This is a genomic window from Enterobacteriaceae endosymbiont of Donacia sparganii, from assembly GCF_012569045.1.
Taxonomy (GTDB): domain Bacteria; phylum Pseudomonadota; class Gammaproteobacteria; order Enterobacterales; family Enterobacteriaceae.
The window spans coordinates 280220-296060 of record NZ_CP046196.1 but is presented as its reverse complement, the minus strand read 5'-3'; the positions used below and the strand labels follow the sequence as shown (position 1 = coordinate 296060).

Genomic DNA, 15841 nt, shown 5'->3' with positions numbered 1-15841 from the left:
TAAATATTATATATTAATTTAAAATATTGCAGTAGGATTATAAAAATGAAAAAAATATTTAATTTTAGCCCTGGTCCTTCAGCATTACCTGAGGAAGTATTAAAAAAAGCACAAAATGAATTAAGAAATTGGAATAATTTAAATATTTCCATTATGGAAATTAGTCATCGTAGTAGCGATTTTATAAAATTAATAAAAGATATAAAACAAGATCTACGTGAACTAATTAATATACCATCACATTATGAAATATTATTTTGTCAAGGAGGTGCCAGAGCACAATTTTCAGCTATACCAATGAATTTATTATTTTATAATGAAACAGCTGATTATGCTAATATTGGTCATTGGTCTAATAAAGCAATAGAAGAAGCAATAAAATATTGTAAACCTAATATAATTAATCCAGTAAAAAAAAAAAACGGAGTATACTACATAAAAAAAATGAAATATTGGAATCTTAATAAAAATTCTAAATATATACATTATTGTCCTAATGAAACTATAGAAGGGATAGCAATAAATGAAGAACCTAAATTAAAAAATAAAATTATTATAGCAGATTTATCATCTTCTATTCTTGCAAAAGAAATAAATATTGAAAATTATGGTATGATATATGCAAGTGCACAAAAGAATATTGGTCCAGCAGGATTAACTATTTTAGTTATTAAAAAAGATTTAATTTTAAATAATAAAAAACGTAAAGAATTACCTTCAGTATTAGATTATCAAATTATGTCTAAATATAATTCAATGTTTAATACACCTCCTACTTTTTCTTTATATTTATCAGGATTAGTTTTAAAATGGTTAAAAAAAAAGGGGGGGATAAAATATATTAGTAAAATAAACAAAAAAAAAGCAAAATTACTCTATTCTACGATAGATAATAGTAATTTTTATATAAATAAAATTAAATCTTGTAATAGATCTATAACAAATATTGTTTTTCACTTAAAAAATTCTAAAAAAGAAAATTTATTTTTAGAAAAAGCAAAAGAACATGGATTATATTACCTTAAAGGTCATAAAATAATAGGGGGGATACGAGCATCTATATATAATGCTATGCCTATAGAGGGAGTTGAAAAATTAATAAATTTTATGAATGATTTTGAAAAAATATATTCATAAATGTTATGATTATTTTAAATTTTAATTTAAATAATATATTATGAAAAATATTTTAATTTTAAAATCTGTTAATAAAATTCATGGTTCTATAAATTTACCTGGATCTAAAAGTATCTCAAATAGAGTTTTATTATTATCTTCCTTAGCTTATGGTACTACTAAATTAATAAATTTACTTAATAGTGATGATATTAATCATATGCTAAATGCATTAAAAAAATTAGGAATTAAATTTACTTTATCAAATAATAAAACAAAATGTCTAATTATAGGAAATCATGGAATAATTAATCCTATAAAAAAAATAAAATTATTTCTTGGAAATGCTGGTACTGTAATGAGACCATTAACAGCTTTATTATCATTAAATAATAAATGTGATGTTATTTTAACTGGTGAACCAAGGATGAAAGAAAGACCTATAAAACATCTTGTAGATACTTTAAGGAATGGTGGAGCTATCATAAATTATTTAGAAAAAAAAAATTTTCCTCCTATACATATAAAAGGTGGTTTCCAGGGAAATAATTCTATTACTATAGAAAGTTCAATTTCTAGTCAATTTTTAACATCTTTATTAATTATAAGTCCTTTAATAAAAGCAGATACTTTAATTAAAGTAAATAATAATTTAGTATCAAAACCATATATTGATATAACTATTAAATTAATGAAAATTTTTGGTGTTTATGTAAAAAATTATAATTATAAATATTTTAAAATTTCTGGACAACAAAATTATATCTCTCCAGGAGAATATCTTATAGAGGGAGATGCATCTTCTGCATCATATTTTTTATCTGCAGCTGCAATTAAAGGAGGTACAGTAAAATTAAAAAATATAAATAAGGATAGTATTCAAGGAGATATAAAATATGTTAATATTTTACAAAAAATGGGGGCCATAGTATATTATGGTAAAAATTATATTAGTTGTACAAAAAATATTTTAAAATCCATAAATATGGATTTAAATGATATTCCAGATGTAGCTATGACTATAGCAGTTACTAGTTTATTTGCAAGTGGAATTACAACTATTAAAAATATATATAATTGGCGTGTAAAAGAAACTGATCGTTTAAAAGCAATGTCTAATGAATTAAAAAAAACAGGGGCAAAAATTATTACAGGTTTAGATTATATTATTATTTTTCCTCCTAAATATATAAAAGAAACTATAATTGAAACTTATAACGATCATCGTATGGCTATGTGTTTTTCATTATTATCATTATCTAATAAATCTGTAAGTATTATTAATCCTAACTGTACTAGTAAAACATATCCTAATTTTTTTAAAGAATTTAAAAAAATTAGTTTTTATAATTAAATTAATTTAAAATATTTAAATGAATAATTTAAATATTTTTTAATATTAAAATATTCTAATTTAATATATTAATTATATATAGTTACAGTTGCAGAAAAAATTTATTAATGTTAACGTTATATTTATATTTATATAATATTCTATATATTATATAAATAAAATATAATTATAAATTTTATTTTCTCTCATAAAAGGAATTTATGAGTTTATTAAAAATAATACTTAATATGATTTAAGTAAATATTTATTACAATATATTTAAAAGTTACTAATATGAATGAATGTTTTGCGGATTTATTTGAAAAATCATCTAAAAATAAAATCGTTAATTTAGGATCAATAATTTCTGGAACTGTTATTTCTATTGAAAAAGATATTGTTCTAGTAGATGCTGGATTAAAATCAGAATCATGTATTCCTATTACACAATTTCAAAATTCTCAAGGTAATCTTGAAATTAAGATAGGAGATACTGTAGATGTAGCATTAGATTTAATAGAAGACGGATTTGGTGAAACTATTTTATCTAGAGAGAAAGCTAAAAGACATGAAGCTTGGTTAATTTTAGAAAAAGCTAATATAAACAATAGTAATATTAAAGGTATTATTAATGGTAAAGTAAAGGGAGGTTTTACTGTAGACCTTAATAGTATTCGAGCATTTTTACCAGGATCCTTAGTAGATATTAGACCAATTAGAGATACTTCACATTTAGAAGGTAAAGAATTAGATTTTAAAGTAATAAAATTAGATCAAAAACGAAATAATGTTGTTGTTTCTAGAAAAGCAGTAATAGAATCAGAAAATAGTGCAGAAAGAAATAATTTACTTAATGCTATATATGAAGGTATGGAAATAAAAGGATTAGTAAAAAATCTTACTGATTATGGAGCATTTGTTGATTTAGGAGGGGTTGATGGATTATTACATATCACAGATATGGCATGGAAAAGAGTAAAACATCCTAGTGAAATTGTAAATATTGGGGAAGAAATTAAAATTAAAATATTAAAATTTGATAGAGAAAAAATTCGTGTTTCATTAGGATTAAAACAATTAGGAGAAGATCCATGGAAATCTATATCTAAACGTTATCCAGAAAATAGTAAATTATTAGGACGTGTAACTAATTTAACAGATTATGGATGTTTTGTAGAAATTGAAGAAGGAGTAGAAGGATTAGTTCATGTATCGGAAATGGACTGGACTAATAAGAATATACATCCTGCAAAAATAGTTACTATTAATGATAGAGTTAAAGTTATGGTATTAGATATTGATGAAGAAAGAAGAAGAATTTCTTTAGGAATCAAACAATGTACTATTAATCCTTGGTTAGAATTTTCTAAAAATTATAATAAAGGTGATCATGTTAAAGGTAAAATAAAATCAATAACAGATTTTGGTATTTTTGTTGGTTTAACTGGAGGTATAGATGGTTTAGTACATTTATCTGATTTATCATGGATAAATGATGGTGAAAATGAAGTACATAAATATAAAAAAGGTGAAGATATTACTGCTATACTTTTACAGGTAGATCCAGAAAGAGAAAGAATTTCTTTAGGAATCAAACAATTAGTTGAAGATCCTTTAAATAATTATTTTATAGAATATAAAAAAAATAATATAATAAAAGGTATTATTATAAATATAGATAATAAAAATATTAAATTAAAATTTAGTGATGGTATATTAGGTAATATCAAATTATCTGAATATAAAAATTATAAAGTAGATAATCTTTTAAAATATTTCAAAGTTGGACAAAATATAGAAGGAAAAATAAATAATATTAATCGTAAAAATAGAATAGTAAATATAGACGTTAATATGAAAATTATAGAAAATAAAATTATGAAAAAAAATAAGAATAATAATTTTTCTAATGTAATGGCAGAAGCTTTTAAAGCGGCAAAATGTAAATAATTAATATTAATATGAAATATATTATTATTCCTGTTACTGATTTTAATCAAAATTGTTATTTAATCTGGTGTAAAAAAACTTTAAATGCTGCTCTTATTGATCCAGGAGGAGAATATAGAAAAATTTTAAAAATTTTAAATGAATATAAATTAAATGTAATAAAAATTTTAATAACTCACTGTCATTTAGATCATATCGGGGCAGCTTATGTTTTATCTAAAATTTTAAATATTCCTATTTTAGGTCCTCATAAAAAAGATATTTTTTGGTTAAAAAATATAAAATTACAAAATAAACTTTTTCAATTACCACAGTGTAAATTTAAAAATAATATATGGTTAAATAATAATCAAAATATTTTTATAGGAAAAATTATTTTTAAAATATATCATTGTCCAGGACACACACCAGGTCATATAATTTTTTTTAATAAATTAAATAATATTTTAATATCAGGAGATATTATTTTTAAAAATAGCATAGGAAGAACAGATTTACCATATAGTAATTTTAATGTTTTAATTAATTCTATAAAAAAAATAATTTTATTAGGAATTAATACCATTATTTTACCTGGTCATGGAGAAAAAACGAGTATTTATAATGAAATTAAAAATAATCCTTTTTTAAAATAAAAATAAAAACTAACTATTTCTTTATATTTATTTAATATAAAATTATTAAATTTAAGAAATAGCCAGTTATTCATATTTAAAATTTATAAATTATACCTAAACCAAATAGGTTATCAGTAAAAATATGATTTGTTTTCGTATATCTATTATTTTTATTTAATAAATTAATACGATAACCAATATAAGCAGATAAATTTTTACTTAATTTATATATTGTATTAATTGATACATATTTTGTAAAAACTATATTTCCACCGAAATAATGATTTCCTGTAGGAATATTATTACCTACTGATTGAACATAAGAAATAGTAGTTTTTAAGTTATTATCAAATTTATACTGTCCGATAATTTCTAAATTTTTAATTCTATTCGCAAAAGAATAATTATATTTATCTAAATATGTTAACGAATTTTTTGAATTACTAAATACAGTAGCTAAATAAATATTATTTTTTTCATATTTAACTCCAACAGAAAAAGCATCTATAATATTAGTTTTTTTATTTTTAATAGAAAAAATATTTTTTAATTCATTATTTTTATCAATTATTTTTGAAGAATTAAAATAAGCACCAGTAATACTAACTCCTGAATTACCTATTTTATAACCAACAGACGCTCCCCAACCTTTTTTATCTTTTTCTTTTTCTAAAAAAATATCATCATTTGTATTATCTTCATCATCATTATTTTCATAATGAAAAGGACTTTTATATTGTATAGCAAAATTTAAATTTTTAATTAATCCAAAAAAATTTTTGTTTCTATATGTTAGAAGATTATTTGTTCTTCCAAACATAAACTGATCATTATGATTATACATTAAATCATCTATAAAAAAAGAATCTTTTTTTATATAAGAAGTTACGTCATATAAAATTCCATAATTTCTTCCAAAATCTATAGAATTATTTCCATGGTTAAAATTTAAACCTATTAAACCTAAACGTACTGAGGGAAAAATATTTTTATCTATTTCAGTTTGATTAATAGGTAAACTATATTCAAATTGAAAATAACCATAAACATCACTAGAAATATTAGTTATTCCTTTAATACCTAAAATTATATTTGAAATAGTATTTTCATATTTTTTTAAAATATGATTTTTATTAGAATAAGCTTTTTTAATTTCTAAAAATCCATATAAATCCATTTTTTGTTTATTTTTATTATAAATTTCACTGGCACTGGCAGTAGTGATATTTATTAATAATAAGAAAGATGTTAAAATTTTAAATATATTAAATTTCATAATTTTTATCCTTATTAATAATCATGATTAATTTTATATTAAATTAATAATAAAATTTTTAAAAAATTATTTTTTTATATTTATAAAAAATTTTTAAAATTTTGCATTATATGGAGTTCTTGAAAATGGTATTACATCTTTAATATTATTTAAACCAGTAATATATAGTATTAATCTTTCAAAACCTAAACCAAATCCAGAATGAGGAACAGTACCATATTTTCTTAAATCACGATACCACCAATAATCATTTTTATTAAGTTTAAATTCTTTAAATCTTTTATCTAAAATATTTATTCTATTTTCTCTTTGTGAACCTCCTATTATTTCACCTATATCAGGCAATAATAAATCCATAGATGCTACAGTTTTTTTATCATTATTTAAATACATATAAAATGCTTTAATATTTTTAGGATAATTAAATATTATTACTGGACTATTAAAATATTTATTTGTTAGATATTTTTCATGTTCTATAGAAAAATCTTCTCCCCATGTAATAGGGAGTATAAATTTTTCTTTACAATTTTTTAAAATATTTATAGCTTCATTATATTCAATGATATTGAATTTATTTAATAAAACCTTATTAATTTTATTAAATAAATTATTTTCTACTTTTTGAGATAAAAAAGAAATTTCATTTTCATGAAAATTTAAGAAGTATTCAAAAATATTTTTTAACATTTTTTCTGTAAAATCTATAATATATGCTAAATTAGCAAATGCTATTTCTATTTCTAACATCCAAAATTCAGCTAAGTGACGTTTAGTATTTGAATTCTCTGCTCTAAAAGTAGGACCAAATGTATAAACTTTAGACATAGAACAAGCATATGTTTCTAAATTTAATTGTCCTGAAACAGTTAAAAATGCTTCTTTACCAAAAAAATCTTTTTTAAAAATATTTATATCTTTTTGATGTTTAATATTTTTAAAATCTAGGGTAGATACCCTAAACATTTTACCAGATCCTTCAGTATCTAATGTTGTAATTAATGGAGTATTTATCCAAAAAAAATTTTTTTTATGTAAAAAATTATGTATATATAATGCTATACTATGTTTAATTCTTGTAATACAGCTAATTATTGTTGTTCTAGGACGTAAATGAGATACTTCTCTTAAATATTTTAAACTATGTTTTTTAGGAGAAATAGGATATTTTCCTGGATTATCTACCCAACCTAAAATTTTTATTTTTAAAGCATATAATTCATAATTTTGTAAATTTTTAGGTGAATATTTTAATATTCCTATAACTTTTAAAGAACAACCACTAGTAATAGATAAAATTTCATTTTTATAATTTTTTAATTTATGATTAATAGCAATAATTTGTATATCATATATGCATGAACCATCATATAAATTAATAAAAGAAATACCTAATTTAGAATGTCTTCTATTACGTACCCATCCTCCTATAGATACTTTACTATTAATTTTTATTTTTCCAGTTATTAATTGAGATATACTAGCAATTAAACACATTATTATTTTCTCTTAATTAAAATTTTAAAAAATTTTATTTAAAATTTAATAATTAATATTATATTTTTAATAAAATTTATTTTAAATTATAAAAATAATAAATTCAATTATTTTTATTTAAATTTAAAATATTTAATGAATTTTTTTCTGTTTGAACATTTAATGTTAAATATTTTTCATTTCTTAATGATGAAATCTTTTTTAAAAGATTAGGCAATAATGAAGGTTCATTTCTACCTTTAAATTTTTTATATATTTTATTATATATTTTTTTAAGTAATAAAAAAGGTGAATCAGTTCCAATTAATAATTGTTTTTTGGGAATTAATTTAATATCATTTATTGAACCTATTCTATATTTGTTATTAAAAAATAATTCAGTTAATTCTATTGATATATTCATATCTAAACATTTCTCTAATTCATATTTATTTCCAGAAAAACAATGTATTATAATTTTAGGAATTTTATTTATCCACAATTTTAATACTTTAAAAAAAATTTCAAAAGCATTACGACAATGTAAATATATTGGCATAGAATAATTTGATGCTAATTCTAATTGTGCATTTAAAGATAATAATTGCTCTTTTATAGATGAATAATTTCTATAGAAATCTAATCCACATTCTCCTATTGCTACAACTGTTTTGTATTTTATTAATTTTTCAATTTTACTAATAATATTATTATGCCATAAATAAGCATAATGTGGATGTATACCTACTGTGGACCAACAATAATTTTTATATTTTTTAGTAATTTTATAAGCATTAAAACTATCTTCTATATAAGATCCTATAATTAACATACCATTTATTCCATTTTTAATGGCTCTATTAATAATATTATCTATATCGTTCTTAAATTGTTTATTTGTTAAATTAACACTAATATCAAACATAATATGCTCTTATTATATATTTTTTATATATTATTTTAATCTTTTTTTATAAAATCTTTATTAATTTTATTAATTACATCTATACCTAAATTACGAAAATTTTCTGCTTGAGATATTATATTACCTTTACCTTTAAATAATTTTTTAGTGGCTGAATTATAACTAATTTGTAATTTATTAATACTTTTTTCTAAAATATATATATCTTCTATAAATAATCTAATTTTATCATATAATTTTGTAGCTTTATCAGCAATAATTAAAGAATTTTTATTTTGTTTATCAAAACGCCATAAATTTTCTATAGTTCTTAAAGAAATCATTAATGTTGTAGGACTAACTAACATAATATTTAGTTTTAAAGCTTCATATAATAAAGAAGGTTTAAAATTTATTGCTAATGAAAAAGCTGATTCAATAGGAATAAACATTATTATATAATCTAATGATTTTAGTTTAAATAAACATTGATATTTTTTATTACTTAATAAACGTAAATGATTACGAATAGCTAGTATATGATCATTTAATGCTTTTTTTTGTTTTTTTTTATCATTAGCATTAAAATAACGTTCATATGCTATTAAAGTCATTTTAGAATCTATAATTATTTTTTTGTTATAAGGTAAATTAATTATTACATCTGGTTGTATTTTTTCCGTATTTTTAAATTTAATTTTTTTTTGTGTTTCATATTCATATCCATTTCTTAATCCAGAAGATTCTAAAATTTTATCTAGTACTAATTCTCCCCAAATACCTTGAATTTTGTTATTCCCTTTTAAAGCATTAGTTAAATTAATAGCTTCTTGAGAAATGTGTATATTTAATTTTTTTAAATTTTGAATTTCATTAGTTAATATATTTCTTTCTAAAGATTCTTGATTTAAATTTTTTTGTAATTGATCTTGTAAAGATTCTATTTGTTTATGTAAAGGAGAAATAATGCTTTTTATATTTTGATTATTATATTGGTTAATTCTTTTTTCACTTTTTTCTAAAATATTATTAGCTAAATTTTGAAATTCATTATTTAAATAATGATTATTATTAATTAAATATTTTTCTTTTTTATTAAAAAAAATACTAGTATCGTCTAATTTAGTTTTAAGTTCTTTAACTTTTATTTTTAAATTTAAAATTATTTCTAATTGATTTGATATTATTTTATTTAAATTTTTATTTTTTATTTTGACAATTTGTAAAAATTCTATTTGTTGTATTTTTTTTATTAATTTAATTTCCAATTGTTTATTTTCTTTTTTTTTTTTAACTAAATATTTTTTGGAAATATATTTTTTTCTTTTAAAATAAAAAAATATAATAATAATTAATACAAATTGTATATAAAAATAAATTAAATTTTTATAAAAAAACATTTTAACTAATAAACCTTTTTTTTTAAAAATATTATTATGATTTTTTTTTAAAAAAAAATAAAGTTTATATTTTAAATATAAATTTAATATTTTTATTGACATTTATTAAAAAATATGAATTAATTATATTAATTATTTTTAATTTAGGCTTGTAGCTCAGATGGTTAGAGCACACCCCTGATAAGGGTGAGGTCAGTGGTTCAAGTCCACTCAAGCCTATAAAATTTGGGGCTATAGCTCAGATGGTAGAGCATCTGCTTTGCACGCAGAGGGTCAGCGGTTCAATCCCGCTTAGCTCCATAATATTTTTAATTTTTTTTATTTAAAAATAAAAAATTAATCATTTTTTTTTCTAAATAAAAAATATTTTTTTCTTCTATCATATTTAATTTTTTTTCATTAATTAATTTAGTTTGATATATTAACCACTTCGTCCATGCATTTTCAGATATATGATTATCAATAATATCTCCTATAATACCTGGATATACTTTATAATTTAATTTTTTCATTTTTTTTTGAAAATAAACACAAAAAATTTTTTTTGACATAAAATTTCTTTTATATTTTAATTTAATTATATAATATATTATTTTTATTGAAAAAATATTTACTTATATAAAAAATATGAATAATATAAAAAGTTTTTGTTGTCGTTATAGAAAAATTAAGAAATCTCAAAAGATAATTTTTAATAATTTTTTTAATCTTTATAATATTAATTATCAACATAAAATTTTAAATTTTGAAAATATATTTTATAATAAATTACCAATTATAATTGATATTGGTTTTGGAATAGGTAATAATATTATTGATTGTGTTATAAAAAACATGCAATATAATTTTATTGGAATAGAAGTATATTTACCAGGAATTATAAATTGTCTTAAAAAAATTATAGTAAATAAAATTAAAAATTTAAAATTAATTTATCATGATGCTTATTTTGTAATAAAAAATATGATACCTAATTGTTCAATTAAATTAATTCAATTATATTTTCCTGATCCATGGCCTAAATTAAAACATAAAAAAAGAAGATTATTAAAAAAAGATTTTTTAAAAATTATTTTTTTAAAATTAATAAATAAGGGATTATTATATATAATAACTGATTCTAAAGATTATAAAAATAATATTTTATCTGATATAAAAGATATTAGTAATAATAATTTTTTTTTTATAAAATCTAATCAATATAATAATTCATATTCAAATTTTGATTCATATTTATTTAATACTAAATTTTTTAATAAAGTAAAAATGCAAAAAAAAAATATATATCATATAGAATATCAAAAAATAATATTAAATGAAAATTTCTAATAAATTATTTAAATATAAATGTCCTTTATTTGTTATAAACCAAAAATCATTATTTTCAGTTAAATAACCTAATTTTAATGCTTTATTAATTAAAGGTATAATATTTATTATTTTTATTCCTGTTAATCTTACAAATTCTTTTTTATAAATTTTTTCATATAATCTAAAACGATTTAAAAAAAATTCAAATATTATATCTTTATGTGAAATTATTTTTATAGAATTAAAAAAATTACCGTCTATATATTGTTTAATATTTTTATTTTTAATAATTCTAATAATTCTATTATTTGATAATGTAATTTTACTATGAGAATTACATCCAATACCTAAATAGTTACCAAAATACCAATAATTTAAATTATGTTGACAAATATCTTTTTTATTTTTTACAAAAGAAGAAATTTCATATTGTAAATATTTATTTTGAGAGAATATTTTTTTACCTTGTAAAAATATTTTCCATAATAAATTATTATTTAGTAAATTTTTAGGTTTAAATTTTTCAAAAATCGTATTTTTTTCAATAGTTAATTGATACCATGATATATGATTAGGTTTAAATGAAATTGCTTTACATAAATCATCATAAGAATTTTTTAATGATTGTCCTGGTATACCATAAATTATATCTAAATTAAAATTGGATATTTTTCTTTTAATTAATATATTAATAGCATTAATAGCATCTTTAGAATTATGTAATCTTCCTAAAATTTTTAAACTTTTATTATTAAAACTCTGTACTCCAATTGAAAAACGACTAATACCACTATTTATATAATTTATAATTTTTTTTTCAGAAATAGAAGATGGATTTATTTCAATAGTAATTTCAACAGATTTTAATACATATGTTATATTTTTTATTTTATTTAAAAAAAATGAAATTAATTTATCATTTAATAAACTTGGAGTACCTCCACCAAAAAAAATACTTTTAATATAAATTTTTTCTTTTATAAAAGATAAAGTTTTTTTAAAATCTAATAATAAGCTATTTATATATTGTTTTTGTATTTGTTCATCTTTTTTTATAAAAATAGTAGAATAAAAATCACAATAAGGACATTTTTTTAAACACCAAGGAATATGAATATATAAACTATAAATTTTATTAAAATTAATCATATAATTTATTTATATCAAAAACCAAAAATGGGGAAATAAATCCATTAATAAATTATTTAGAAAATATAAAATTATATTAGTAATAAATAAAAATATGTTAATATTGTAAATATTTGGAAAAAATTTTTTTATAATATTAAAAATTTGATTTACAAATATTTTTAAAATATTATAAAAATTATTATTTTTAATATTTAATATATTCAATATTAAATATATATTTATTAACCAAAATAATAAATATCCTAAAGTTTTTAATAAAGTTAACATACTTATAAATATATAAAAAAAAATATTATAATTAAATAAATTTCTTTTTTGTATTAAAATTAATATCGGATATTTTAAAAAAATTAATAATGATACCATCATTATTAATGATAAAGATTCATTTTTATTTATCTGGGGAATAATTTTTTTAATATATTTAAATAATATTTTTGTAAAAAAAAATATAAATCTTATAAAAAAATTATAATGATCATTTTCAATAGAAAAATTCATCCATAATTTTATTAAAAAAATTAATATGATAATTTCTATTAGATGTTTACATAAACATATTATTGTTATCATAAAACCTCAAATTATATAAAAATATTTTTTTTAAAATTAAATTATGTTAAAAAAATTAATTTTTATAAAAGATATTTTAATTAACTAAAATATTTTTATTTTTTATGTTCAAACCAACTTTGTAAAATAATACATGCTGATAAAGAATTAATATCACTTTTTTGTAATTTTTTCCATCCTCCTTTAGAAAATAAAATATATTTAGCTTCAACAGTACTTAATCTTTCATCATGAAATTCTATTTCTATATCAAATTTTTTTTTTATATGATAAGCAAATTTTTTAGTTAAAGTTGTAATATACTGTTTACTCCCATCCATTTGTAGTGGTAATCCAATTATAATTTTTTTAGGTTCCCATAAATTAATTAAATTATTAAATGCGAACCAGTTAATATCTCCAGATTTTTTATTTTTAATAACTTTTAATGAATGAGCTATACGTATAAGACTTTGTCCTACAGCAACTCCTATATTTTTAGTTCCATAATCAAAAGCTAATAATGTTATATTATCATATTTTTTGTACATTTTAGTATATATAAAAATTTTTAGAATATATTTTAAATGATATAAATTTAAAGTATAAATTTTATTTACTACTTATTAGTATAATGTAATTTTTTTATATTTTATAAATGAAATATATTGCTTTATTTATACTTTATAAGTCATAATAATATAATTATTTTTTTTAATAAAATTACGTAATTATTCTTAATATATACGATATTAAGAGTTGTTTTAATTTTAAAAATAGGAGGCTCTGGTCTAAATGCAGAACCAAAGAATCCGTATTCGTCTAAAAGCTTTTGATCATCGTTTAATTGATCAATCAACAGCGGAAATAGTTGAAACTGCTAAACGTACTGGTGCTCAAGTTCGTGGCCCTATACCTTTGCCTACTCGCAAAGAAAAGTTTACAATATTAACTTCTCCTCATGTAGATAAAGATGCTAGAGATCAATATGAAATTCGTACTCATAAACGTTTAGTTGATATTATAGAGCCTACAGAAAAAACTGTAGATGCATTAATGAGATTAGATTTAGCAGCTGGAGTTGATGTACAAATTAGCTTAGGTTAATAAAATTCTATTATGACTTTATAACATAATTATTAAATAGAGTATATATACAATATGATTGGATTAATAGGGAAAAAAATGGGTATGACTAGAATCTTTACTGAAGATGGAATATCCATCCCAATAACTGTTATACAATTTGAAACTATTCGTATTACTCAAATAAAAACTATTTTACATGATGGATATAATGCAATTCAAATGACTACTGGATTTAAAAAAACTAGTCGTATTAATAAAGCTGAAATAGGACATTTTGCAAAAGCAAAAATTAAAGCAGGACATATTTTATGGGAATATCATATTAAAAAATATAATCAACATAAATTTTATGTTGGTCAAAAAATAAATATTGATATTTTTAAACAAATAATTAAAGTAGATGTTACCGGAATATCAAAAGGAAAAGGTTTTTCAGGAACTGTTAAAAGATGGAATTTTAAAACTCAAGATGCTAGTCATGGAAATTCTTTATCACATAGAGTTCCTGGATCTATCGGACAAAATCAAACTCCTGGTAAAGTATTTAAAGGTAAAAAAATGGCTGGACAATTAGGTAATAAAAAAATTACTGTTCAAAATTTACATATTATAAAATTAGATATTATTAAAAATTTATTATTAATAAAAGGAGCTGTACCTGGATATACAGGAAGTAATGTAATTGTTAAACCAGCTATAAAAAATTTAATTTAATAAAAAAATATATTAATTAGGCATAATGATGGAAATTATAACAGAAGATACAAAAGATAAGGTTATAATTTCAGATATTATTTTTAATAGGAATTATAACAAACCATTAATACATCAATTAATAGAATCTTATAGAACAATTGGAAGACAAGGAACTAAAGCACAAAAAACAAGAGGGGAAGTAAAAGGATCTGGTAAAAAACCATGGAAACAAAAAGGAACAGGAAAAGCTAGAGCAGGATCTGTTAAAAGCCCAATTTGGCGTTCTGGGGGTGTAACTTTTGCCGCTAAAAATAAAATATATAATAAAAAAATTAATAAAAAAATGTTCCGTAATGCATTGAAAAGTATTTTTTCAAAATTAATTAAAGAAAAAAGATTAATTTTAGTAAAAAAATTCTTTATCAATAAACCCAAGACTAAAATATTAGTAGAAAAATTAAAAAAATATTTATCAAAAAAAATAATGATTATTACAACATTAATTGATCAAAACTTATTTCTAGCTTCTAGAAATTTATATAATATAAAAATTAAAAACTCAATTAATATAAATCCTATTTATTTGATAAATGCTAATAAAGTTATTATAACTGTTAGTGCTATTAAACACATAGAAGAGATATTAACATGATTTTAAAAGAATATGATTTTAAAATTATACAAGGACCTTATATTTCTGAAAAATCTTCTTTTGTTGCAGAAAAAACTAATACTTTAATTATAAAAGTTTTAAAAAAAGCAACTAAAATAGATATTAAAAGAGCAATAAAAAAAATTTTTAATGTAAAAATTAAAAATATTAATACTTTAATTGTAAAAGGCAAAAAAAAAAAAAATAAGAAATATACTTATCAACGTATTAATTGGAAAAAAGCATATATTATTTTAGAAAAAGATCAAAAAATCAATTTTAATATAAATAAAAATTTATAAGGATTGAATTTATAG

At 19.2% G+C, this 15841-nt stretch carries 17 protein-coding genes and 2 tRNA genes; 11 read left to right on the top strand and 8 right to left on the bottom strand.

Annotated elements, in window-relative coordinates:
• Positions 1-45: 45 nt before the first annotated feature.
• From serC to GJT98_RS01455, 4 genes are all read left to right on the top strand, one after another.
• Positions 46-1137 carry a 3-phosphoserine/phosphohydroxythreonine transaminase gene (serC, locus tag GJT98_RS01470; RefSeq protein ID WP_168821156.1) on the top strand — a complete coding sequence of 364 codons (1092 nt, stop codon included), beginning with the start codon at positions 46-48 and terminating at the stop codon, positions 1135-1137.
• A 40-nt stretch (positions 1138-1177) separates the two neighbouring features.
• Complete coding sequence (gene aroA / locus GJT98_RS01465; protein WP_168821154.1) at positions 1178-2470, top strand: 3-phosphoshikimate 1-carboxyvinyltransferase; 1293 nt, start codon at positions 1178-1180, stop codon at positions 2468-2470.
• 273 nt (positions 2471-2743) lie between these two features.
• Positions 2744-4399 (top strand): 30S ribosomal protein S1, encoded by a 1656-nt coding sequence (gene rpsA / locus GJT98_RS01460; protein WP_168821152.1) that lies wholly within the window; start codon positions 2744-2746, stop codon positions 4397-4399.
• Positions 4400-4410: 11 nt separating this feature from the next.
• Positions 4411-5034 (top strand): MBL fold metallo-hydrolase, encoded by a 624-nt coding sequence (locus GJT98_RS01455; RefSeq protein ID WP_168821150.1) that lies wholly within the window; start codon positions 4411-4413, stop codon positions 5032-5034.
• 76 nt (positions 5035-5110) lie between these two features.
• On the opposite strand, the gene GJT98_RS01450 is transcribed toward GJT98_RS01455, so the two are convergent.
• The 4 genes from GJT98_RS01450 to rmuC form a co-directional block, all read right to left on the bottom strand.
• Positions 5111-6292 carry a porin gene (locus tag GJT98_RS01450; RefSeq protein ID WP_168821148.1) on the bottom strand — a complete coding sequence of 394 codons (1182 nt, stop codon included), beginning with the start codon at positions 6290-6292 and terminating at the stop codon, positions 5111-5113.
• A gap of 93 nt (positions 6293-6385) precedes the next feature.
• Positions 6386-7789 carry an asparagine--tRNA ligase gene (gene asnS, locus GJT98_RS01445; protein WP_168821146.1) on the bottom strand — a complete coding sequence of 468 codons (1404 nt, stop codon included), beginning with the start codon at positions 7787-7789 and terminating at the stop codon, positions 6386-6388.
• Positions 7790-7892: 103 nt separating this feature from the next.
• On the bottom strand, positions 7893-8693 hold the full coding sequence (locus GJT98_RS01440; RefSeq protein ID WP_168821144.1) for a TatD family hydrolase: 801 nt from the start codon (positions 8691-8693) through the stop codon (positions 7893-7895).
• A 35-nt stretch (positions 8694-8728) separates the two neighbouring features.
• Positions 8729-10174, bottom strand: a complete 1446-nt coding sequence (rmuC, locus tag GJT98_RS01435; protein WP_211080539.1) for a DNA recombination protein RmuC — start codon at positions 10172-10174, stop codon at positions 8729-8731.
• A gap of 43 nt (positions 10175-10217) precedes the next feature.
• Here rmuC and GJT98_RS01430 point away from each other — a divergent pair.
• Positions 10218-10291 (top strand) — tRNA-Ile (locus tag GJT98_RS01430).
• A gap of 8 nt (positions 10292-10299) precedes the next feature.
• A tRNA-Ala gene (locus GJT98_RS01425) sits at positions 10300-10372 on the top strand.
• Between the two features lie 8 nt (positions 10373-10380).
• On the opposite strand, the gene GJT98_RS01420 is transcribed toward GJT98_RS01425, so the two are convergent.
• Entirely contained in the window at positions 10381-10623 is a 243-nt protein-coding gene (locus GJT98_RS01420) for an oxidative damage protection protein (RefSeq protein ID WP_168821140.1), read from the bottom strand.
• 76 nt (positions 10624-10699) lie between these two features.
• Between GJT98_RS01420 and trmB the strand changes: the two genes are divergently transcribed.
• Positions 10700-11401, top strand: coding sequence for a tRNA (guanosine(46)-N7)-methyltransferase TrmB (trmB, locus tag GJT98_RS01415; RefSeq protein WP_168821139.1), 702 nt, complete (start codon positions 10700-10702; stop codon positions 11399-11401).
• Here the strand turns inward: trmB and hemW are convergent.
• From hemW to ruvX, 3 genes are all read right to left on the bottom strand, one after another.
• Positions 11384-12532 carry a radical SAM family heme chaperone HemW gene (gene hemW / locus GJT98_RS01410; RefSeq protein ID WP_168821137.1) on the bottom strand — a complete coding sequence of 383 codons (1149 nt, stop codon included), beginning with the start codon at positions 12530-12532 and terminating at the stop codon, positions 11384-11386. The two genes, trmB and hemW, sit on opposite strands and share 18 nt — an antisense overlap.
• 9 nt (positions 12533-12541) lie before the next feature.
• Positions 12542-13108: a YggT family protein gene (locus GJT98_RS01405; protein WP_168821135.1), complete on the bottom strand. Its 567-nt coding sequence runs from the start codon at positions 13106-13108 to the stop codon at positions 12542-12544.
• Between the two features lie 95 nt (positions 13109-13203).
• A complete protein-coding gene (gene ruvX / locus GJT98_RS01400; RefSeq protein ID WP_168821133.1) occupies positions 13204-13638 on the bottom strand; it encodes a Holliday junction resolvase RuvX in 435 nt (144 codons plus the stop codon).
• 244 nt (positions 13639-13882) lie between these two features.
• Here ruvX and rpsJ point away from each other — a divergent pair, with 244 nt between their 5' ends.
• From rpsJ to rplW, 4 genes are read left to right on the top strand one after another with little or no spacing between them, the layout of a single operon-like run.
• Positions 13883-14194 (top strand): 30S ribosomal protein S10, encoded by a 312-nt coding sequence (rpsJ, locus tag GJT98_RS01395; RefSeq protein WP_168821131.1) that lies wholly within the window; start codon positions 13883-13885, stop codon positions 14192-14194.
• A gap of 54 nt (positions 14195-14248) precedes the next feature.
• Complete coding sequence (gene rplC, locus GJT98_RS01390) at positions 14249-14890, top strand: 50S ribosomal protein L3 (RefSeq protein WP_168821129.1); 642 nt, start codon at positions 14249-14251, stop codon at positions 14888-14890.
• Positions 14891-14918: 28 nt separating this feature from the next.
• Positions 14919-15524: a 50S ribosomal protein L4 gene (rplD, locus tag GJT98_RS01385; protein WP_168821435.1), complete on the top strand. Its 606-nt coding sequence runs from the start codon at positions 14919-14921 to the stop codon at positions 15522-15524.
• Complete coding sequence (gene rplW / locus GJT98_RS01380) at positions 15521-15826, top strand: 50S ribosomal protein L23 (protein ID WP_168821128.1); 306 nt, start codon at positions 15521-15523, stop codon at positions 15824-15826. The genes rplD and rplW overlap by 4 nt, the downstream gene beginning before the upstream one ends.
• The last annotated feature ends 15 nt before the right edge of the window (positions 15827-15841 follow it).

What these genes read in the sequence shown, in the direction of transcription:
- rplD (WP_168821435.1), top strand. Translation starts at nt 14,919, where the DNA reads ATGGAAATTATAACAGAAGATACAAAAGATAAGGTTATAATTTCAGAT.
- asnS (WP_168821146.1), bottom strand. Translation starts at nt 7,789, where the DNA reads ATGTGTTTAATTGCTAGTATATCTCAATTAATAACTGGAAAAATAAAA.
- trmB (WP_168821139.1), top strand. Translation starts at nt 10,700, where the DNA reads ATGAATAATATAAAAAGTTTTTGTTGTCGTTATAGAAAAATTAAGAAA.
- ruvX (WP_168821133.1), bottom strand. Translation starts at nt 13,638, where the DNA reads ATGTACAAAAAATATGATAATATAACATTATTAGCTTTTGATTATGGA.
- GJT98_RS01420 (WP_168821140.1), bottom strand. Translation starts at nt 10,623, where the DNA reads ATGTCAAAAAAAATTTTTTGTGTTTATTTTCAAAAAAAAATGAAAAAA.
- rmuC (WP_211080539.1), bottom strand. Translation starts at nt 10,174, where the DNA reads ATGTCAATAAAAATATTAAATTTATATTTAAAATATAAACTTTATTTT.
- GJT98_RS01455 (WP_168821150.1), top strand. Translation starts at nt 4,411, where the DNA reads ATGAAATATATTATTATTCCTGTTACTGATTTTAATCAAAATTGTTAT.
- rpsA (WP_168821152.1), top strand. Translation starts at nt 2,744, where the DNA reads ATGAATGAATGTTTTGCGGATTTATTTGAAAAATCATCTAAAAATAAA.
- rplC (WP_168821129.1), top strand. Translation starts at nt 14,249, where the DNA reads ATGATTGGATTAATAGGGAAAAAAATGGGTATGACTAGAATCTTTACT.
- rplW (WP_168821128.1), top strand. Translation starts at nt 15,521, where the DNA reads ATGATTTTAAAAGAATATGATTTTAAAATTATACAAGGACCTTATATT.
- serC (WP_168821156.1), top strand. Translation starts at nt 46, where the DNA reads ATGAAAAAAATATTTAATTTTAGCCCTGGTCCTTCAGCATTACCTGAG.
- hemW (WP_168821137.1), bottom strand. Translation starts at nt 12,532, where the DNA reads ATGATTAATTTTAATAAAATTTATAGTTTATATATTCATATTCCTTGG.
- GJT98_RS01450 (WP_168821148.1), bottom strand. Translation starts at nt 6,292, where the DNA reads ATGAAATTTAATATATTTAAAATTTTAACATCTTTCTTATTATTAATA.
- GJT98_RS01405 (WP_168821135.1), bottom strand. Translation starts at nt 13,108, where the DNA reads ATGATAACAATAATATGTTTATGTAAACATCTAATAGAAATTATCATA.
- rpsJ (WP_168821131.1), top strand. Translation starts at nt 13,883, where the DNA reads ATGCAGAACCAAAGAATCCGTATTCGTCTAAAAGCTTTTGATCATCGT.
- aroA (WP_168821154.1), top strand. Translation starts at nt 1,178, where the DNA reads ATGAAAAATATTTTAATTTTAAAATCTGTTAATAAAATTCATGGTTCT.
- GJT98_RS01440 (WP_168821144.1), bottom strand. Translation starts at nt 8,693, where the DNA reads ATGTTTGATATTAGTGTTAATTTAACAAATAAACAATTTAAGAACGAT.